Origin of the sequence: Kosakonia oryzendophytica (assembly GCF_027886705.1) — a bacterium.
Classification (GTDB): Bacteria; Pseudomonadota; Gammaproteobacteria; order Enterobacterales; family Enterobacteriaceae; genus Kosakonia; species Kosakonia oryzendophytica.
In genome coordinates this window covers 3904943-3925711 of record NZ_CP115659.1, presented here as the reverse complement: position 1 = coordinate 3925711, position 20769 = coordinate 3904943, and the positions used below count along the sequence as shown (strand labels likewise).

At 52.9% G+C, this 20769-nt stretch carries 19 protein-coding genes; 7 read left to right on the top strand and 12 right to left on the bottom strand.

Features of this window, described 5'->3' with window-relative positions; all coding sequences use genetic code 11:
* The first annotated feature begins 15 nt into the window (after positions 1-15).
* Positions 16-738: a GntR family transcriptional regulator gene (locus O9K67_RS19025; protein WP_061497121.1), complete on the top strand. Its 723-nt coding sequence runs from the start codon at positions 16-18 to the stop codon at positions 736-738.
* On the opposite strand, the gene O9K67_RS19020 is transcribed toward O9K67_RS19025, so the two are convergent.
* Entirely contained in the window at positions 735-1934 is a 1200-nt protein-coding gene (locus O9K67_RS19020) for an enolase C-terminal domain-like protein (protein WP_061497119.1), read from the bottom strand. The two genes, O9K67_RS19025 and O9K67_RS19020, sit on opposite strands and share 4 nt — an antisense overlap.
* 276 nt (positions 1935-2210) lie before the next feature.
* Between O9K67_RS19020 and O9K67_RS19015 the strand changes: the two genes are divergently transcribed.
* Entirely contained in the window at positions 2211-3581 is a 1371-nt protein-coding gene (locus tag O9K67_RS19015; RefSeq protein ID WP_061497117.1) for a PTS transporter subunit EIIC, read from the top strand.
* A gap of 1 nt (position 3582) precedes the next feature.
* On the opposite strand, the gene O9K67_RS19010 is transcribed toward O9K67_RS19015, so the two are convergent.
* The 4 genes from O9K67_RS19010 to O9K67_RS18995 are packed head-to-tail and all read right to left on the bottom strand — an operon-like array spanning position 3583 to position 6884.
* Complete coding sequence (locus O9K67_RS19010) at positions 3583-4242, bottom strand: methionine ABC transporter permease (RefSeq protein ID WP_271044683.1); 660 nt, start codon at positions 4240-4242, stop codon at positions 3583-3585.
* A complete protein-coding gene (locus tag O9K67_RS19005; protein WP_082794181.1) occupies positions 4239-5030 on the bottom strand; it encodes a methionine ABC transporter ATP-binding protein in 792 nt (263 codons plus the stop codon). Before O9K67_RS19005 ends, O9K67_RS19010 begins: the two co-directional genes overlap by 4 nt.
* Positions 5027-5833: a MetQ/NlpA family ABC transporter substrate-binding protein gene (locus O9K67_RS19000; RefSeq protein ID WP_061497113.1), complete on the bottom strand. Its 807-nt coding sequence runs from the start codon at positions 5831-5833 to the stop codon at positions 5027-5029. Before O9K67_RS19000 ends, O9K67_RS19005 begins: the two co-directional genes overlap by 4 nt.
* A gap of 25 nt (positions 5834-5858) precedes the next feature.
* The gene (locus O9K67_RS18995; protein ID WP_061497111.1) at positions 5859-6884 is read right to left on the bottom strand and encodes an isopenicillin N synthase family dioxygenase; all 1026 of its coding nucleotides are present in this window, start codon (positions 6882-6884) and stop codon (positions 5859-5861) included.
* Between the two features lie 263 nt (positions 6885-7147).
* On the opposite strand from O9K67_RS18995, the gene O9K67_RS18990 reads away from it, so the two are divergent.
* Both O9K67_RS18990 and ykgO read left to right on the top strand, forming a co-directional pair.
* Entirely contained in the window at positions 7148-7408 is a 261-nt protein-coding gene (locus O9K67_RS18990) for a type B 50S ribosomal protein L31 (protein ID WP_061497109.1), read from the top strand.
* 3 nt (positions 7409-7411) lie between these two features.
* Entirely contained in the window at positions 7412-7552 is a 141-nt protein-coding gene (gene ykgO, locus O9K67_RS18985; RefSeq protein ID WP_061497107.1) for a type B 50S ribosomal protein L36, read from the top strand.
* Here ykgO and O9K67_RS18980 read toward each other — a convergent pair.
* Positions 7549-8250 carry a GNAT family N-acetyltransferase gene (locus O9K67_RS18980; protein WP_061497105.1) on the bottom strand — a complete coding sequence of 234 codons (702 nt, stop codon included), beginning with the start codon at positions 8248-8250 and terminating at the stop codon, positions 7549-7551. The two genes, ykgO and O9K67_RS18980, sit on opposite strands and share 4 nt — an antisense overlap.
* Before the next feature lie 98 nt (positions 8251-8348).
* On the opposite strand from O9K67_RS18980, the gene pdxR reads away from it, so the two are divergent.
* Positions 8349-9797: a MocR-like pyridoxine biosynthesis transcription factor PdxR gene (gene pdxR, locus O9K67_RS18975; RefSeq protein WP_061497103.1), complete on the top strand. Its 1449-nt coding sequence runs from the start codon at positions 8349-8351 to the stop codon at positions 9795-9797.
* On the opposite strand, the gene O9K67_RS18970 is transcribed toward pdxR, so the two are convergent.
* From O9K67_RS18970 to acrA, 6 genes are all read right to left on the bottom strand, one after another.
* Complete coding sequence (locus tag O9K67_RS18970) at positions 9763-10242, bottom strand: YlaC family protein (RefSeq protein WP_061497101.1); 480 nt, start codon at positions 10240-10242, stop codon at positions 9763-9765. The genes pdxR and O9K67_RS18970 overlap by 35 nt on opposite strands.
* Positions 10243-10342: 100 nt before the next feature.
* The gene (gene maa, locus O9K67_RS18965) at positions 10343-10909 is read right to left on the bottom strand and encodes a maltose O-acetyltransferase (RefSeq protein ID WP_061497099.1); all 567 of its coding nucleotides are present in this window, start codon (positions 10907-10909) and stop codon (positions 10343-10345) included.
* 74 nt (positions 10910-10983) lie between these two features.
* Positions 10984-11202 carry an HHA domain-containing protein gene (locus O9K67_RS18960; protein ID WP_061497097.1) on the bottom strand — a complete coding sequence of 73 codons (219 nt, stop codon included), beginning with the start codon at positions 11200-11202 and terminating at the stop codon, positions 10984-10986.
* A 23-nt stretch (positions 11203-11225) separates the two neighbouring features.
* The gene (gene tomB, locus O9K67_RS18955) at positions 11226-11600 is read right to left on the bottom strand and encodes an Hha toxicity modulator TomB (protein WP_061497094.1); all 375 of its coding nucleotides are present in this window, start codon (positions 11598-11600) and stop codon (positions 11226-11228) included.
* Between the two features lie 515 nt (positions 11601-12115).
* Positions 12116-15265, bottom strand: coding sequence for a multidrug efflux RND transporter permease subunit AcrB (gene acrB, locus O9K67_RS18950; RefSeq protein WP_061497092.1), 3150 nt, complete (start codon positions 15263-15265; stop codon positions 12116-12118).
* 22 nt (positions 15266-15287) lie between these two features.
* Positions 15288-16481 carry a multidrug efflux RND transporter periplasmic adaptor subunit AcrA gene (gene acrA, locus O9K67_RS18945; RefSeq protein ID WP_061497090.1) on the bottom strand — a complete coding sequence of 398 codons (1194 nt, stop codon included), beginning with the start codon at positions 16479-16481 and terminating at the stop codon, positions 15288-15290.
* Positions 16482-16623: 142 nt separating this feature from the next.
* On the opposite strand from acrA, the gene acrR reads away from it, so the two are divergent.
* Entirely contained in the window at positions 16624-17277 is a 654-nt protein-coding gene (gene acrR / locus O9K67_RS18940) for a multidrug efflux transporter transcriptional repressor AcrR (RefSeq protein ID WP_061497088.1), read from the top strand.
* Between the two features lie 126 nt (positions 17278-17403).
* Positions 17404-20760 carry a mechanosensitive channel MscK gene (mscK, locus tag O9K67_RS18935; protein ID WP_061497085.1) on the top strand — a complete coding sequence of 1119 codons (3357 nt, stop codon included), beginning with the start codon at positions 17404-17406 and terminating at the stop codon, positions 20758-20760.
* Positions 20761-20769: the final 9 nt, after the last annotated feature.

The window sequence follows — 20769 nt, the reverse complement described above, 5'->3', positions numbered from 1 at the left end:
TTCAGGATCGGATGGATGAAGAAAAAAGATTTCGTGACGCAGGATTTGCTAAGCAAAATTTATCAAATCAGCGAACCAGGACCGCGCAAATTGCCTCCGGAAAGACAACTGGCGCAGGAGTATGGCGTATCGCGTTTTACCATCCGTCAGGCGATGGAAAAACTGGCCAGTATCGGTGTTGTCCGCATCGTGCAGGGGTCCGGTATCTGGATAAACGAGAAGGCGCGCAATAACCCGATGGTGTACAACTCGATCACCGAAAAGCGTTTTGATCAAATCCGATTCCGCATGATTAGCCTGCATAAAAAACGTCCGAGCCGCGATGAACAACAAATCTTTGGTCTGACTGAAGAGAGCTTTATCTGGCAGTTTTGCCGCCTGCGTTTTGTGGATGACGTGGCGGTGCAAATTGAAATATCCAGCATGCCGGTACGGGATTTCACCGATCTGAATCAGCAAGTGATTGAGCGCTCGCTACAGCAGTATGTGCTCAGTAAGGGCTATCGCATTTCTCACCTGCTGACCACGTACCGCGCGGTAAGCGTGAGCCGTGAACAGGCGGCGCTATTAGGGTGTAAGAAAGGCAGCCCGGCGATGCACATCAATAATCGCGGTATTCTTGAAGGCGGGCAGGTGTACGAAATCAGCGACATTATCGATATCAACTACACCTGCACGTACGTTATTCCTCACAACCGTGAAAATCTGACCTTCCGCCAGGGCGGTGGGGAACGCTAGGGCGTGTGGATCGCGCCATCGGCGATCCGGCTTTGCGTCCACTCATGCGGACGATAACAGCCCGGAAATGCGCGTGCGCGTTCTTCATTAAAGCCCACGCCGATACCCGCTGTTTCCGTGGCGTAAACAAAGCCATCTTTTACCACTGGCGCGCCGGGGAAAACGTCGTCGGTGCTGGCAGAGCGGGGGATAAACTCCTGAATTGCCGCATTATGCAGATGAATATTGAGATGTGTATTCACCGCCACGCCAATGGGTGTCATATCGCCCGGACCATGCCACGCCAGGCGTACGCCGAAGGCCTGGCAAAGGATGGCCAGTTTAACGGCTGGGGTGATGCCGCCAATCTGTGAAATATGGCAGCGGATAAAATCGATGCGGCGATTCACAATCAGATCGTGCCACTCAGCCGGGTTATTAAAGAGCTCCCCCATCGCCAGCGGTACAGTGCTGTGCTGGCGCACCTGATCCAGCCATGCGCTTTGCGCGGGGGGCAAAATATCTTCAATAAAATAGGGTTGCCAGGGCTCCAGTTGCTTCGCCAGTTGCACCGCTTGCTGTGGGAACAGCCGTTCATGAACATCGTGCAGAATGTGCAGGTGATAGCCATATTTTTCGCGCAGCGCTTTAAACATGGCGACGGTGTTGGTCATATATTCCTGCTGATCGTAATACGCGCCGGAGGCCGGGTTTTCCGGTGTATGCATTTTCGCAGGCGTACCGCCGTAAAAACCGAGCTGACAGCGGATATGGCGATAACCTTGTGAGATCAGCGTATCCACCGAAGCGAACAATGCCTCCAGCGTTTCGCCGCTGGCATGACTATAAGCAGCGATGGCATCGCGGGATTTTCCCCCCAGCAATTGATAGAGCGGCATACCCGCCAGTTGGCCTTTGATATCCCATAACGCCATATCCACGCCGGAGATGGCGTTATTCATGATGGGGCCATTACGCCAGTAAGCGTTGACGTTCATCATTTGCCACAGGTCTTCAATGTGGTTGGCGTCACGTCCGATAAGCAACGGTTTCAGGTACTCATCAACCAACGTTTTGACCGCCAGCGGGCGCTGCTGGAAGGTTGCACAGCCGTGCCCCGTCACGCCTTTATCGGTTGTGACCCGTACCGTTACCAGATTATGGCGGTCGGGACGCGTAATAAAACATTCGATATTTTCAATAAGCGTTGGCGTCACGGGATCTCCTTTATTGCGTGAAATAAGCGACTGAACACTATTATCTTCGCCCTAATTTTGCGGAAAGGTAAACCACTTTGTGGAATAAATTTTTTGGTCTGTTATTTATTCTTTTATTAATTAAAAACCGTACCAATTATGGTTATTGAACGTTTTTATTGCCTTATGTATGGTTAATTGTGATGGGGTTCATATTTTATTGGTTTGTTTTACGATGTGGCTTTCTCTACCCTTTAGAGCAATGACTAAAACGACAACATTCCGGCAGGGGTTTTTATGGGGACGCAAGAAGCCATCAGCAATATTATTCGCCTGGTTGGCGGTCGAGATAATATCAACAACGTCTGGCACTGCATGACGCGGTTACGCTTTGACTTGATTGACGATGACAAAGTGGACCAGGGCGAAATCAAAAAACTGCCAGGCGTGCTGGGTGCGCAGTTGCAAAGCGACCAGTTCCAGATAGTGATTGGCCCCAAAGTGAACAGTTGGTACGAACAACTGCTCGCCATGCTGGGGAAAGCGCCGGAGCATGCGGCAGGGCAGGGGAAAGCCCGTAAAAGCCTGGTGTCGATGTTCATGGATACTGTTTCCGGCGTGTTCGGGCCGATTGTGCCCGCGATTGCCGGTGCCGGGATGATCAAAGGCCTGCTTGCCGGATTGATTGCGCTGAAAGTGGTTTCGGCGAAGAGCGATACGGTGGTGATCATCGATTTGATCGCCAGCGGCGTTTTCTATTTTCTGCCCTTTTTCCTGGCCGTATCGGCAGCGAAGATCTTCAAAACCAACGAGTATCTGGCCGCGGCGATTGCCGCTTGCCTGATGTACCCGTCGTTGATTGATGCCGCGAAAGCGCTGGCGGCGCATCAGGACGGCGCAATAAGCGCGTTCTGGTTGCTGAGCGCCGTTCCGGTGTCGGTGTTTAACTATTCGGCCAGCGTGATCCCAGTGATCTTTTCCATACTGGCGCTCAGTTATATTCATCGCTGGGTCGATAGCATCATGCCGGATGTGCTGAAAACGGTCTTTACGCCCACCCTAACGCTGTTTCTCGGTGCGCTGGCTGCGCTGGTGGTGATTGGTCCGATTGGCATTTACCTGGGCAAAGGGCTGGCGCTGTTTATCGAAGGGCTGTTTGGTGTCTCCGCCAGTTTTGCCGGGTTAATTGTTGGGGCGATCCGCCCGGTGGCGATCCTCACCGGCATGCACCATGCAATGACACCGATTGCGCTGCAAAATTTTAGCGAACGCGGCTACGACATGCTGATGCCGATGATGTTTATGGCCAATATGGCGATTGCTGGTGCAACGTTTGCTATCTGGCGCTTGAGCAAAAACCGCCAGGATAAAACAATTACGCTATCAGCAGCCATCTCTGCTCTGTTGGGGATCACCGAGCCGGCGCTGTTTGGCGTACTGACGCGCTACAAAAAAGCGTTTATCGCCGCCACTGTCGCCAGCTCGCTCGCCTCTGCGTTTATTGCTTTCTTTGGCGTGCGGTTGTATGGCTATATTTTGTCGAGCATTTTCAGCCTGCCCGCCTACATTGGACCCTATTTTATCTTTGCCGTTTCCGGGGTGGCGATAGCGCTGGTGCTGTCGTTTATCCTTACCACCCTGCTGGTGGGCAAAGAGACGCAGGCCTAAGTTACCGTCGGTGCGCCAGTCGGCGCACCAGGCGCTCTCCGGTCATTTGCACCCCCTGCACCATGGCAACCAGTATGATCACCGTTCCGGCCATCACCTGATCGTTAAACCGCTGATAGCCATAGCGAATCGCCAGATCGCCCAGACCGCCGCCGCCAATGACCCCGGCCATCGAGGTAAAACCGATCAGCATCACCACGGTTAAGGTGATTGCCGCCAGCAATGTCGGCAAGGCTTCTGGCAATAATGCTTTGCCGATCACATGCCAGATATTGCCACCCATCGACAGAATGGCTTCTATCCGCCCATAATCGACTTCATCCAGCGCGCTTTCTGTCAGGCGGGCAAAAAAGGGAAACGCGCCAATGGTCACTGGAACCACCGCCGCGGTGCTGCCAAGCGTGGTGCCGATCAGCAAACGAGTGAAAGGGATCAAGGCAATCAGCAGTACGATAAACGGCAACGAACGACCAATATTGATCAGCGCACCCAGGATGGTGTTCACTTTTGGCATGGGTGCCAGGCCATTACTGCGGGAAATAAACAACAGAACGCCGACCGGCAGACCGATCAGGATGGTGAAAAACGCCGCCAGACCAACCATATAGAGGGTTTCCAGCGTACCGTTGACCAGTAATGGCCAGAGATCTTCCCAGTTCATGCGACCACGCATAATGGCCTCCCGTCGAAACCATGGCGGGCGAGGAAATCCCGCTCGGCCTGAGGATCATGCAATAACGCCTGACGCAGACGCGACCAGGGGGCGATCAGCAAATCGGCGATCCGCCCGCTTTCAACCACTTCGCCGTTTTCCAGCAATGCGGCGTGATCGCAAAGGGTTTTCACCACCTCCAGCTCATGGGTGATCAGCACAATTGTCAGTTTTAACTGTTGGTTGATATCGGCAAGCAGTTGCAACACTGAGGCGGTAGTTTCCGGATCTAACGCACTGGTGGCTTCGTCGCACAACAGGACATCCGGTCTGGCGGCCAGCGCTCTGGCAATGCCAACGCGCTGCTTCTGGCCCCCGGAGAGCTGAGAAGGAAAAGCCTGTGCTTTTTCGCTCAGACCGACGAGATAAAGCAACTCGTCAACGCGAGCCTGGCGCAACACCTTCGGTACGCCAGCGATTTCCAGCGGCACGGCGACGTTATCGGCTACCGTGCGTGAATGCAGTAAATTGAAGTGCTGGAAAATCATGCCGGTACGCAGACGGTGCTCTCGCAGCCCGGCTTTATCCAGTTGCGTAATGTCGCTGCCATTGACAATAATGCGGCCCGTCGTGGGCCGCTCCAGCAGATTCAGACAGCGGATCAGCGTGCTTTTACCCGCGCCGCTGCGCCCGAGGATGCCGTAAATCGCCCCTTTCGGCACGCTTAACGACACATCTTTTAACGCCGGTCGGCCAGCTCCGGCGTAGATTTTACTCAGCCCTTCAATCTCAATCATGACTGCGGCGCGACCGGGATGACCGAGCCGTTGTACTGTTTACGGATAAACTCCGCCACCTGCGGCGAGGTCAGATCTTTCGCCAACTCCTTGATGCGTGGATCGTTCGCCAGTTGCGGGTTGGTGACCAGAATATTGGCATACGGGTTGTGGCTGGCGCTTTCCAGTCCCAGCGCATCTTTCGACGGCGTTAAACCTGCTTCCAGCGCATAGTTGCCGTTGATCACTGCCAGGTCCACATCATCCAGCGAACGCGGGATTTGCGGTGATTCCACCTCAAGGATCTTCAGGTGTTTCGGGTTTTCGGCAATGTCTTTCGGGGTTGCCAGCGTAGTGGCCGGATCGGTAAATTTCGCCGCCAGTTTAATCAGTCCCTGGCTTTGCAGCAGGAACAGCGCACGGCTTAAGTTGGTGGCGTTGTTGGGAACGGCGACAGTGGCGTTATTTGGCACGGATTTAAAATCTTTGTATTTATGCGAATAGATGCCGAGCGGTTCAATATGCACCGTGGCAGCGACGGCAAAGGTTTTACCCAGTGCTTTTTCCTGATCTTTCAGATAGGGCACATGCTGGAAATAGTTGGCGTCGACATCACCATTTGCCAGCAGCTCGTTGGCGTTGGCGCCGCTGGTCAGTTCCACCACTTTCAGATCCAGCTTCGGATCAATCTTTTTGATGTAGTTAAGAATTTCGGCATGCGGAACCGGATCGGCAGCGACACGCAACGCGTCGGCCTGCGCGGAAGTCCATACCAGTGAAAGAGACAGTGCTACCCCTGCCAGAGTAAAAGCGGCATGTTTCATGATGTGTGTTCCTGTGTTGTTATGGTCAGACGATCAATTGTTCTGTGCGTTCGCGCAGCACATCGCGGTAATAACGTTCTGCAACATCCGGATGGGATCGCAGGCGTCCCTTGAGGTAATTCCATCCCACATCGCGCAACAGTGGATTGTGCGGATCGCTCTCCGGACCGTGGGCTTCCTGTGCCAGGATGGGCGGCAGGGTGTAAACCGGCACGACGGCATCCAGTTGCGCGCCGAGGAAGAACGCAATGGAGAGGCGCTGCTGATTGGCTGGAGGAGAAACAACCCGATGCACCGTGGCGCGCAAATAGCCGTTGGTCGCCAGTTCCAGCAACTCACCAATATTCACCACAAAGCTGCCGGGCAGCGGCGCGGCATCGATCCAACGACCTGGTGCTACTTCGACCTGTAACCCTTTCTGTTGATCCTGCAACAGAAAGCTCAGGAAACCGGAGTCTTTATGCGCGCCCACACCTTGTGCGCTTTGCGTCTCTTGCTGGCCGGGATAGCGAATCAGCTTGATATGCTCATTGGGTTTGTCGCCATACAGTGCGTCAAACGCTGTCGCGGGCAGTTGCAGGGCTTCGGCAAAAGCGCGTAATAAACGGATCGCCATCGTGGTCATGGCACGTTGCCAGTTGAGCAGCGCTGGTTTTAATGTTGGCAGCGCTTGCGGCCACAGGTTGGGGCCTTGCAGGCGTCGCCAGCCGGGATCATCATCGCTAAGCAATAATGCCGGGCGTTCTGCGCCAATATCGAATTGTTCGCGCCAGTCAGGTTGCCCACGGGTCAGTTCAGACGCGGCACGGTTGTAGCCGCGAAAATGGGGTGAGTGGATCATCGCCACCTGCTGTTTTTGCTCATCAGGGAGGGCGAAAAAACGTTGAGCTTCACGCTGGACAGCGTGCTGGAGTGCGTCGTCGACGCCGTGATTAATCAGGTAGAAGAAGCCAATATCGCGCGCGGCGTGGCGCAGGTCGGTAAGAAACGCGTCGCGTTCAGCGCCGTGGTAGCGGGCAAGATCGAGGATCGGTAATGTCGTTGCGTTCATTGTGTTCTCCGAAGGCAATAGATAACGGTTTTGTGTGCAATTTCAGGGTTCGGGGACAACAACAGCGCATTTTTCATTCCTCACAGTGGGTAATGTTCACAGCTTGCCTGATGGCAACGTATTCAACCAATAACGTTCTTTTCTAATTTATGACCAGGCAGGATCATGTGCTTTTGCAAAAAACGCATAACGCGGATCGCTTGAAATGCGAAATTAAGTTGGGTAGACTTTTGTTATGTTATAACAAAACAAAAGAGCCCATAATGAGACCTGATATCCATCCCCACTACCGGACGGTGGTGTTCCACGACACCAGCGCAAATGAATACTTCAAAGTCGGATCCACCATCAGGACGGACCGTGAGATCGAACTCGACGGGGTCACTTACCCGTATGTGACCATTGACGTGTCATCCGCTTCGCATCCGTATTACACCGGCAAACAGAAAGTGATTGCGAACGAAGGCAGCGCGGCACGTTTCCAGCAGCGTTATGGCCGTTTTTTCACGGATAAAAAGGAATAAACCATGCAGGTGCTGAACTCGTTGCGGAGCGCAAAACAACGCCACCCTGACTGCCAAATCGTCAAGCGCAAGGGGCGTTTATATGTGATTTGTAAATCCAATCCGCGTTTTAAAGCGGTGCAGGGCAAAAAGAAAAAACATTAAGCGCGTAATGACGCCAGGGTGAAACGTTGCTTGCCATCGGCGGTGAAGTTGTCGACGGCAAGCCAGCGTTGCAACGCCTGATCAACCTGTGGCCATTCACTGTCTATTATTGAAAACCAGTCAGTGTCGCGGTTATGGCCTTTCGTGACCAGCGCCTGGCGAAAACGACCTTCAAACTGAAAACCGAGCCGGAGCGCTGCCTGGCGTGATGGCTCATTCAGACTATTACATTTCCACTCATAGCGACGATACCCCAGCGTATCGAAGGCGTAGCGCATCAGTAGCCACTGCGCTTCGGTTGACGCAGGAGTGCGTGACAGCAGCGGAGAAAAATGCACGCTGCCTACTTCCATCACACCGTTTTTCTCATCAATACGCATCAGTGACAAGCTGCCCACCGGCGAGTCCGTTCGCTTATCGATAACGGCAAAATGCAGCGGATCGCGCAGTTCACAGACACTGGTTACCCACGCACGAAACGAAGCTTCATCTTTATCCGCTTCACGCAACAGCCACGTCCAGCTACGTTCATCTTCTGCCTGTTGATGCGCCTGAAACAGGGCGCTGGCATGCCGGGGGGCAAGCGGTTCAAGGCGACAATAACGTCCCTCCAGCACAATGCGCTGAGGGAAAGGGCGGGGTTGCCAGTTGGGTAATGCACTGCCGATGGGTTGTTGATAGTGATTTAACGGACTCATGGTGCCTCCTTTTCGCTGAAGGGGCAGCGTAGCGCCGTGCTGGTTCCATAAAAAGAACCATGAGGATATAGTTTTATGGGGCCACGAAGAGACATGAAATGAATATTCCGGAAGAGGGGTTGTACGCGCTGCTGCGTCAGGCTTTGGCTGCACGAGTGGGAGTAACGCGGCAACGAGCGTTATATGTGGCATTGCGTGATGCGGTGCTTAGCGGTGCGCTGAAGGCAAACAGCCAGTTGCCGGGGTCGCGGGTGTTGGCGCAGGCGCTGACGTTGTCGCGCAATACGGTGAATGCGGCGCTGGAGCAACTGGCGATTGAAGGGTATGTGCTGCGTGACAGACAGGGAACGCGAATATTAACGCTGGCGAACACGGACGTCAGGCCTGAGAGCCCGCCGCCGGTGGCGCTGGCCCGGCGTGTGCAGGCGTTGCCCGGTGGTATGCAACGGCACTCACCGGCGTTGGCGCTGACGCCGGGCATTCCTGCGGTGAATTACTTTCCGTTGGCTGTATGGCGGCGCTTGATGGAGCGTGTATGGCGCGGCGAAGGCTGCGCATTGTTGAACTATGGCGAGTCGGCGGGCGAATTACGTTTACGTTCCGCCATCGCCCGTCACCTGGCTATCTCTCGTGGCATCAATTGTGAAGCGGAACAGGTAGTCATTACCGAAGGGGCGCAGGAAGCACTCATGCTCTGCGTGCGTTTACTCTGTGATGAGGGGGATCATGCCTGGGTTGAAGAGCCGGGCTATGGCGGCGTGAAAAGCGCATTTTTGTCTGCTGGCTTACAGATTAGCGGCAGACCCATTGATGACGAAGGCATGGTACTGAGTACTGGCGCGGCAGCTCCGCGTATGATTTATACCTCTCCATCTCACCAGTATCCCCTTGGTCAGGTAATGAGTGCGACGCGGCGTCTTGCGCTGCTGGATTATGCACAGCGAACGGGGAGCTGGATTATCGAAGATGATTATGACAGTGAATTCCGTTATCCCGGCGATCCTATTCCGGCCATGCTTGGCATGCGGTCCCATCCGCCGGTGGTGTATATAGGTACCTTCAGTAAGACGCTGTTTCCGTCGTTGCGTATTGGATTTATGGTGATGCCACCGGCGCTCGCACAGGTGGCCGGACCGGCGATCAGCAGTTTATTGCGGGGTGGTCACCGCGGCGAGCAGCTCACGCTGGCGCGCTTTATTGAGGACGGGCATTATGCGCGCCACCTGGCGGCAATGCGCCGTCTTTACCGCAAGCGGCAGGGGAATCTGCTGGCGGCGCTGCGTCAAGAGATGACGGCTGCGCATCGCGTTTATGGTGGCGGCGGGGGGATGCATTTAACGTTGTCTATCCCGGGAATTGATGATGTAGCGGTGGTGCGTGAAGCGCGGAAAGCACAGCTTGCGCCGCACGCATTAAGCCGCTTCTGGTTGCATCCAGACGCGGCATCCAGCGGGCTGGTGTTGGGTTACGGCAACACATCCGCCAGCCAGTTTGTTTCGGCAGTGCGTACCCTTAACCGCCTGGTTGTACAACAGCTGGGCGGGTGAGGGTGAACACGTCGTAAAACGAGAGTTCGCCTTTGCGCTCTACCATTTGCTGTAACTGATATTTGTGCCCTGCATCAACATGAGGCGAATGCAGGATGGCATCAATCAGCGTGGAGGGCACAAAACGGGTGTTGTACCACTCGCCGTTATAGCAGACGCGAAAATCGAGTACATCGATATCGTCATAATGATAACGGGGATAAACGTCGAAAAAGAAAAAGGCGTTAAAGGCAATAAAGAGAACCACCAACAGCCAGACGGAGCCGGACAGGGTTTCTGATTGCAACATGACCGCAAGCGTTGCCAGCCATGCCACGTACATGCCAATAAACAGGCCCGGATGTTTGCGAATAAAACTGATGCTGAAGCGTGGACGGTTATCCCGTTTCTCACGCTGGTTGATCTCTTCAATCGTTTCGGTGAGCAGCCGTTGTATCTCTGTCATTGTTGGCCTTTACTGATACGGTTTTGCAGGTGGACAAACTATTTTAAGTTGCCACTTTGTGTGAAAAAAGTAACAGTTTTACCCCAAAAAACGATAACAGTTACTGAATCGGGGAGGCCAGCATTTTAATCATGCGGGCTGGATTGCCGCCGACTACTGCATTAGCAGGAACGTCTTTCACCACGACCGCCCCCGATGCAATTACCGCATTATTACCGATCGTTACGCCAGGATTGATCACGGCCCGGCCGCCAATCCACACGTTGTGGCCAATGCTGACAGGCTTGCCATATTCAATACCGCTAATGCGTTCAACTGCATCGAGCGGATGCGTTGCGGTATAGATGTGCACGCCAGGCGCCAGCATGCAATTATCGCCAATATGGATAGGGCAGACATCAAGCATGACGCAGTCAAAATTGGCATAAAATTCTTTGCCGAGAAAAATATTGTAACCATAATCGCAGCGGAAACTGGGTTCAATATAAGCGCCATCGCTTTGCCCGAGGAGTTCCGCCAATATGGCTTTGCGTTCGGCTTTTTCTTCAGGCGCTGAATGGTTATAACGATGAAGCAGTTGGCGGGCGCGGAGTCGGTCTGCACGCAGCGTTTCATCTGCGGGCTGATACGGCAAGCCTGCCACCATTTTCTGTTTTTCTTCATTCATCGGGATCGGATACACCTGTCAATGAGGCTGAACGCTGTGTTACAGAAAAAAACGTAAATAAACAGTACAGAGAATTAGCGAACAAATTTCCACACGGAGGAGGGGATTTTGTCATAAAGCTTATTCATAGTCAGCTCTGCCAGCCGGTGATCGGCTGCAGAATAAAACACCGCAAGTTCATCATCTGAAAGTTCGTATTTATTTTTTTCAATTACGCGTTCTAATGTATCAATTGTCTGACAACGCCGTAACCGCATCAAATAATCAATTTTTGTTAATGGTTTTTCGGACATACTTTCACCTTAGTGTTGAAATATTAACAAGAGTGACTAACAGGATTAGCCTTGCTCACATTGACGAAGCAGCGGAACAGTTTGTTGCCTGTTTTACGCCATTTCTGTAAGTCTTGTGTATTTATGCCATAGCTGCTAAACAACATAAACGTATCATCAAGGTATTCGTCTATCTGTGCAATCAGCTTATTATCTTCATTGTACTTAATTTTATAATTGAGCGCGAAGGTTGCGATGTGCTCGATCAGCTCGTTTAGCTGCAGATTGATTGCTGAAGTAGGATCGTTAACCCAGCCATGATGGCTCTCTTCGAGATTAGCGAGGCAATCATGGTACAAAGTTTCGCAGAGAAATTTGAGCTGTGCGATATCATGCCTTTTCGGCGAGTATTCGTCCATAACGCATCCCCTTCTGAGTGGTAATTTTTTTACTAACCGAACACCGTATCGGGATGGGTACTTCTGCTCTGACCAGAGACTAATGCTGCGCTGTTGATTGATTATAACTATAAGACAGTCCTAATAGAATTTCATTGCGCTATTACGAAAAATTACAATTATTGCCTTTTTCTGCCGGTACGGGATGAAATAATTGCACGATTAGAGGGCGAATTTTGTTGTGTTTATGAGCGTTATTGCCAGAGGTTCCTTAGGATTCATTAAGTTAGCGCTGTTTGAATTATTCCACTGTAGCGAATAATTCAGCCAGGATTATTCTTACTTAAACAGAATGCAGATGATAATTAAGAATAATACCTAAGAGATAAGATGTGCCTCAAATACACAGTAATTATATGCCTTATATCTTTCGCATGAAATAAACAAACTGACAATAAGTTCTTTCCTGGCGTGAACCGTGAAATGAAAAAGGCCGCTACGCGCGGCCTTTTCTAATAATAGATACCTGGAGGGTATCAGTGCTGCTCAACCTTATGGCTGTGCTCAATGTCTTCGCTGCGGCGGCTAAAACGGCGACGCACCACCACAAAGAACACCGGGACAAAGAAAATAGCCAGTACGGTTGCGGTGATCATCCCGCCCATTACGCCAGTACCTACGGCGTTCTGTGCACCGGAACCTGCACCGGAACTGATAACCAACGGCAGTACCCCGAGGATAAACGCCAGTGACGTCATCAGAATGGGGCGCAGACGCATACGGACTGCTTCCAGCGTTGCTTCAATCAGCCCTTTGCCCTCTTTATCCATCAGATCCTTGGCGAATTCGACGATAAGTATCGCGTTCTTCGCCGACAAGCCAATGGTTGTCAGCAGGCCAACCTGGAAGTAGACGTCATTAGTCAGGCCGCGGAACGTCGCGGCGAGTAGTGCACCCACAACCCCCAACGGAACCACCAGCATCACTGAGAACGGAATAGACCAGCTCTCATACAGTGCCGCCAGACACAGGAATACGACAATCAGCGAAATAGCGTACAGCGCAGGCGCCTGGTTACCCGAGAGACGTTCCTGGAAGGACATCCCCGTCCAGTCGTAGCCAATACCGGTCGGCAGTTTGCTGGCCAGTTGCTCCATCATCGCCATCGCCTCACCGGTACTCCTGCCTGGCGCTGCCTGTCCAAGCAGTTCCATGGAGGGCAGACCGTTGTAACGTTCCAGACGCGGCGAACCATATTCCCAGTGCGTGCTGGAGAAGGCCGAGAAGGGAACCATCTTCCCATCGCTTGCACGGACATACCAGTTGCCGATATCGCTTGGCAACATACGGTATTTCGCCTGCGACATAAGGTAGACTTTTTTCACGCGACCACGGTCGATAAAGTCGTTAACGTAACGACCGCCCCAGGCTGCGCCCAACGTTGTGTTGATATCGCTGATGGAAACGCCCAGCGCTGTGGCTTTCTCCTGATCGATGTCGATTTTGAACTGCGGTGTATCTTCCAGACCGTTAGGGCGTACGCCTACCAGTAAGTCAGGATGCTGGGCAATTTCACCGAACAGTTGGTTACGGGCTTGCATCAGCTTATCGTGGCCCAGGTTAGCCTGGTCGATCAGCTGGAAGTCAAAGCCGGTTGCCGTACCCAGTTCCACAATCGCCGGCAGGTTAAAGGCGAACACCATCGCATCTTTAATTTGCGCGAAATGCCCACTTGCACGACCTGCAATCGCCGGAACTTTGTTCTGCTCACCAGGACGTTCATCCCAGTTTTTCAGCGAAACGAACGCCAGACCGGTGTTCTGCCCACGACCTGAGAAGCCAAATCCGTTAACGGTAAACACGGAGTTAACGTTGTCTTTCTCATTTTCCAGATAGTATTTCGTGACTTCATCCAGCACTTTCTGCGTACGCTCTTGCGTTGCGCCCGCAGGCAACTGGGCCATGGTCAAAAATACGCCCTGGTCTTCGTCAGGCAGGAACGAGCTGGGCAGACGAACGAACAGAATCGCCATTCCCGCAACGATGAGAATATACAGCAACAAATAACGACCGGTGCTGCGCAGGATGTTGCCCACGCTGTCGGTGTAGTGATGCGTGCTCTTCTCAAACATGCGGTTGAACCAGCCGAAGAAGCCTTTTTTGCCTTCACCGTGGTCGCCTTTGGCAACCGGCTTGAGCATCGTGGCGCACAGGGCTGGCGTCAGGATCAACGCGACCAGCACCGACAGTACCATCGCGGAAACGATCGTAATGGAGAACTGGCGATAGATTGCCCCGGTCGAACCGCCGAAGAAGGCCATCGGGATAAATACCGCCGACAGCACCAATGCGATACCAACCAGCGCACCCTGAATCTGCCCCATCGAACGACGTGTCGCCTCTTTTGGCGGCAGGCCCTCTTCCATCATCACACGCTCGACGTTTTCCACCACCACGATGGCATCGTCCACCAACAGACCTATCGCCAGCACCATACCGAACATGGTGAGGGTGTTGATGGAGTAGCCAAAGGCGGCGAGTATCGCGAACGTCCCGAGCAGTACCACCGGCACCGCGATCGTCGGGATCAGCGTTGCGCGGAAGTTTTGCAAGAACAGGTACATTACGAGGAACACCAGTACGATCGCTTCAACCAGCGTTTTCACCACTTCGTTAATCGAGATTTTAACGAACGGGGTGGTGTCGTACGGGTAAACCACTTTCAGACCATGCGGGAAGAACGGTTCCAGTTTGGCAATCGTGGCACGCACCGCTTCTGCGGTATCCAGCGCGTTAGCACCGGTCGCCAGTTTGATCCCTAGACCGGCCGCTGGCTGGCCATTGTAACGAGCGACAACGTCATAGCTTTCGCCGCCGAGTTCAATTTTCGCCACGTCGCGCAGGCGAACCTGCGAGCCATCGGTGTTCACTTTCAGCAGGATCTTGCCGAACTCTTCCGTTGAGGTCAGACGGGTCTGCGCGATGATGGAGGCGTTCAACTGCTGCCCTTTCACCGGCGGTGTACCGCCTAACTGACCGGCTGCCACCTGGGCGTTCTGCGCGGTAATGGCGGAGATCACGTCAACAGGCGTCAGTTGGAAATTGTTGAGTTTGTTCGGATCCATCCAGATACGCATTGCATATTGCGCACCGAACAACTGAACGTCACCCACACCAGAGGTACGGCTGACCGGATCTTTAATGGTCGCACCGACGTAGTCAGCGATATCTTCCTGCGTCATGGAACCGTCGGTACTGATCATACCGAGAACCATCAGGAAGCTACTGGATGACTTCTCAACACTCACGCCTTGCTGCTGTACTTCCTGCGGCAGCAACGGCATAGCCAGTTGCAGTTTGTTCTGCACCTGAACCTGCGCGATGTCCGCATTGGTGCCGGAATCAAACGTGATAGTGATTTGCACCGTACCAGAGGAATCACTGGTGGAAGACATATAGAGCAGGTTATCGATACCGTTCATGTTCTGTTCGATAACCTGCGTCACGGTATCCTGCACCGTTTTCGCATCAGCACCCGGGTAAGACGCGGTGATCTGAATTGCAGGCGGCGCAATCGTTGGATATTGCGCTACCGGCAATTTGAGGATCGACAACGCCCCCGCCAGCATGATGATAATCGCGATAACCCATGCAAAAATGGGGCGATCGATAAAAAACTTAGCCATGTCTTAACGGCTCCTGTTTAAGTTAAGACTTCGGTTTCTCTGACTGGCCGCCGGCCTGGGCTTGCTGTTTATTGTCAGATGTCACTTCCTGGGTTTTAACCTGCACGCCCGGTTTGACTTTTTGTAAGCCGGAAATAATCACGCGATCGCCGGTTTTAAGGCCATCAGTAACCAGCCATTTATCGCCAATTGCCTGGCTTGCGACGATGTTCCGGATTTCAACTTTGTTGCCTTCTCCAACCACCATCGCTGTTGCATCGCCACGCGGGGTACGGGCTACGCCCTGTTGCGGCACCAGCAACGCATTAGGGTTAGTGCCTTCTTCCAGTTTGGCGCGGACGAACATGCCTGGCAGCAACGTGTGATCCGGGTTCGGGAACACCGCACGCAGCGTGATTGAACCGGTAGTCTGGTCAACCGTCACACCGGAAAACTCAAGCGTACCGCTTTGTGAATACTGAACACCGTCATTTGTTACCAGCTCCACTTTCGCTTTGCCGTTGTTCTGGGTCAGCGTGCCGTTCGCCATCTCTTGTTTCAGACGCAGGAAATCATTACTGGATTGGGTCACATCCACATAGATAGGATCAAGCTGCTGTACGGTAGTCAGCGCAGTGGCTTGTCCGCTCTGCACCAGCGCGCCTTCCGTTACTGTTGAGGTTCCGGTGCGTCCGCTGATTGGCGAGGTGACTTTTGTATACGCCAGGTTGATACGTGCGGTTTCAACGGCAGCTTTCGCGGCCACAACCGATGCGTCTGCCTGTTGCGCATCTGCCAGCGCAGTATCGTAATCCTGTTGACTGATGTACTTCGTGCCTAACAGTTTTTTATAGCGATTCACCGTCATTTGAGCGATGTTGGCCGCCGCCTGTGCTTTGGCCAGATCGCCTTTCGCACTTTCGTAAGCAGCCTGATACGTTGCGGGATCAATCTGATAGAGCGAGACACCTGCTGCAACGTCACTGCCTTCAGTAAAGTTGCGTTTTAAAATAATGCCACTGACCTGAGGACGCACTTCTGCAATGCGATACGCCGTGGTTCGGCCAGGTAATTCCGTGGTGATTTGCAGAGGTTCTGATTTTAGCGTGACAATGCCAACTTCCGGCATCTGGCCCGCTCCCTGCTGCGCAGGTTTATCATCACATCCTGTAAGCGCTAAGCTGCCCGAAAGCATCAGAACGGCCGCCAGAGGCGTAAACCCTCTGTTTTTGTTCATATGTAAACCTCGAGTGTCCGATTTCAAATTGATCAATGGATCAAATGCCCAAAAACCCATTGCTGCGTTTATATTATCGTCATGCTATGGTACAAACATTCACAAATGTATGTAAATCTGACTCCTGTAAATTCACTAACATATGGCACGAAAAACCAAACAACAGGCGCTGGAGACGCGACAGCATATTCTTGATGTCGCCATGCGGCTCTTTTCCCGGCAGGGTGTTTCCTCTACTTCGCTGGCGGAAATTGCGCAGGCGGCAGGAGTGACTCGCGGCGCGATTTATTGGCACTTCAAAAACAAGTCGGAATTGTTCAGTGAAATCTGGGAGCTGTCAGAGTCCAGTATTGGCGATCTTGAGATTGAGTATCGGGCAAAATTCCCCGACGATCCACTCTCTGTTTTAAGAGAAATATTGGTTTATATCCTTGAAGCGACTGTTGTTGAAGAGCGGCGTCGTTTAATGATGGAGATCATTTTCCACAAATGTGAGTTTGTTGGCGAAATGGCGATTGTGCAGGAAGCGCAGCGTAATTTGAGCCTTGAAAGTTATGATCGTATCGAGCAGACGCTGAGAGAATGTATCCAGGCAAAATTGCTGCCGGCCAACTTACTGACGCGGCGTGTGGCCGTGCTGATGCGCGCGTACATATCCGGGATAATGGAAAACTGGCTCTTTGCACCGCAATCCTTTGATTTAAAAAAAGAAGCGCGTGACTATGTAGCGATCCTGCTGGAGATGTGCCAGCTCTGCCCGACACTACGCAGCGATCGCGAGACGCTAAACGCGTAAACCGTAAGCCGCCAGGATTTTTCCTGGAGGCTTCTCACTGTTCTAGGTTGTTGTCTAACTGCGTGATATTCTTCGCGCGTGGTCATCCCGACCACCTTTCCCGTACAGAAACCGATCACGCAAATTATGTCGCACAACAACCGCACGCGTAATACGTTCGCAGCTTTTGCTGCCGCGTTGTTTCTTGTCATCGCAAGCCTGCTGGGCAATGTTGCCTGGGCGGAGACGAGTAACGACTTACCTTCCCGCACCGATGTGCAAAATCAGCTCAACGCACTGAATAAGCAAAAAGATCACTCGGCGCAGGACAAACGGGTCATTCAGGATTTGACCGAGACGCTGGATGCCCTCGATAAAATTGACCGGGTGAAGCAAGAAACCGCATTGCTCAAGCAGAAAGTCGCCCAGGCGCCGGAGAAAATGCGCCAGGCAACGGATGCGCTGAATGCGCTGGGCGATAAAGACAATGACGACGAAACGCGTAAGACGCTGGCGACGCTCTCTTTGCGTCAGCTTGAATCCCGTATGTCGCAACTGCTTGAAGATTTGCAAACCGCACAGAACGATTTATCCACCTATAACAGTCAACTGGTGTCGCTGCAGACGCAGCCAGAACGTGTGCAAAACGCCATGTACACCGCGTCGCAGCAGTTGCAGCAAATCCGTAACCGCTTGAATGGCACGTCGGCGGGCGAAGGGGCGTTGCGACCTACGCAGCAGGCGCTATTGCAGGTACAGCAGGCGTTATTGAATGCGCAAATTGAACAACTGCGTAAAAGCCTCGAAGGCAACACCACACTCCAGGATACGCTGCAAAAACAACGCGACTATGTCACGGCAAACGGTAACCGTCTTGAGCATCAGTTGCAGTTGTTGCAGGAGGCGGTAAATAACAAGCGTCTGACGCTAACGGAAAAAACCGCGCAACAAGCAGTAACGCCGGATGAAACCGCGCGTATTCAGGAAAACCCGTTGGTGAAGCAAGAGCTGGAGATCAACCATCAGTTGAGCCAGAAGCTGATCACCGCAACGGAAAACGGCAACTCGCTGGTGCAGCAAAATATCAAAGTGAAAAACTGGCTGGACCGCGCGCTGCAGTCTGAACGCAATATCAAAGAGCAAATTGCGGTTCTGAAGGGGAGCCTGCTGCTGTCACGCATTTTGTATCAGCAACAGCAGACGCTGCCGTCGGCGGACGAACTGAAAGATATGACTAACCGCATTGCGGATCTGCGTATCGAACAGTTTGATGTCAACCAACAGCGTGATGCCCTGTTCCAGAGCGATGCCTTTGTTGCCAAACTGGAGGAAGGTCATCAGAGCGACGTCAACGATGAAGTGCATGATGCGCTCCTGCAAGTGGTGGATATGCGCCGTGAGTTGCTGGATCAACTGAACAAGCAACTCGGCAACCAGCTGATGATGGCCATTAACCTGCAGGTTAACCAGCAACAACTGATGAGCGTTTCCAGGAGCTTGCAGGATATCCTGACCCAGCAAATCTTCTGGGTAAACAGCAACAAGCCTATGGACTGGGACTGGTTTAAAGCCTTCCCGCATGCCTTACATGATCAGATTAAATCCACGAAGATCACCGTTAACTGGGAGAAAGCCTGGCCTGCGGTGGCGATTGCCTTCCTGGCCGGTTTACCGCTGTTGCTGATTGCTGGTCTTATCCGCTGGCGTCTGAACTGGCTGAAAGGGTATCAGGCGAAGCTGGCAGACCAGGTCGGGCAGCTACGCACTGACAGCCAGCTCCATACCCCAAAAGCGATTCTGATCGATCTGATCCGTGCGCTGCCGGTCTGTTTGTTGATTCTGGCCATCGGTCTGATTCTGCTTACCATGCAGCTTAATGTCAGCGAGCTGTTATGGGCTTTCAGTAAAAAACTGGCGTTGTTCTGGCTGGTGTTTGGCCTGTGCTGGAAGGTACTGGAAAAGAAAGGCGTGGCGGTCAACCACTTCAATATGCCTGAGCAGCTTACCAGCCACTGGCGTCGGCAGATTGTGCGCATCAGCCTGGCGCTGTTGCCGCTGCATTTCTGGTCAGTGGTGTCGGAGCTCTCTCCGCTGCATCTGATGGATGACGTTGCCGGGCAGTTTGTCATCCTGCTTAACCTGTTGCTGATCACCGCGCTGGTCTGGCCGATGTTCCGCGAAAGCTGGCGCGACAAAGAGTCCCACAGCATACGCCTGGTGACGGTTACCGTGCTGGCGATTGTACCCATCGCGTTAATGGTGCTGACTGCAACGGGCTACTTTTACACCACGTTGCGTCTTGCCGGTCGCTGGATCGAAACGGTCTACCTGGTCATTATCTGGAACCTGCTTTACCAGACGGTATTGCGTGGTTTGAGCGTTGCTGCCCGTCGTATTGCTTATCGCCGCGCGCTGGCGCGTCGCCAGAATATGGTGAAAGAGGGGGCGGAAGGCGCGGAGCCGCAAGAGGAACCGACCATTGCGCTGGAACAGGTGAACCAGCAGACATTGCGTATCACCATGCTGGTGATGGTTGCGCTGTTTGGCGTGGTGTTCTGGGCAATCTGGTCTGATTTGATCTCGGTGTTTGCCTATCTCGACAGCATTACCTTGTGGCACTACAACGGTACGGAAGCGGGCGCGGCAGTAATGAAGAGCGTGACGCTGGGGAGTCTGCTGTTTGCGGTCATTGTCTTTATCGTGGCTTGGGCGCTGATCCGCAACTTACCGGGTTTGCTGGAGGTGTTGATCCTCTCGCGGCTTAATATGCGCCAGGGGTCATCTTATGCGGTGACCACCATCCTCAATTACGCCATTATCGCAGTCGGTGCAGTTACGGTGTTCGGCTCGTTAGGGGTATCGTGGGACAAACTGCAATGGCTGGCAGCAGCGTTATCCGTAGGTCTGGGCTTCGGTTTACAGGAAATCTTCGGTAACTTTGTTTCCGGCCTGATTATTCTGTTCGAACGCCCGGTGCGCATTGGCGATACGGTGACCATTGGTACCTTCTCCGGCACCGTCAGTAAAATCCGTATTCGTGCCACCACCATCACCGACTTTGACCGTAAAGAGGTGATTATCCCGAATAAAGCCTTCGTTACAGAGCGTCTGATCAACTGGTCGCTGTCCGATACCATTACCCGCGTGGTGATTCGTCTCGGTGTCGCTTATGGTTCCGATCTGGATAAAGTGAAAAAAGTTCTGCTGAAGGCGGCGATGGAACATCCGAAAGTGATGCACGATCCAGAACCATCAGTGTTCTTTACCACTTTTGGTCCGAGCACACTGGATCACGAGCTGCGTCTGTATGTCCGTGAACTGCGCGATCGCAGCTACACGGTGGATGAGCTCAATCGCACAATCGACAGACTGTGCCGCGAGAACAACATTGATATCGCCTTTAATCAGCTTGAAGTGCACCTGCGTAATGCAAAAGGTGATGAGTTGACTGAAGTGAAACGCGATCTGAAAGGGGATGACCCGACACCCATACAACAGGCGTGATTTCCTTCC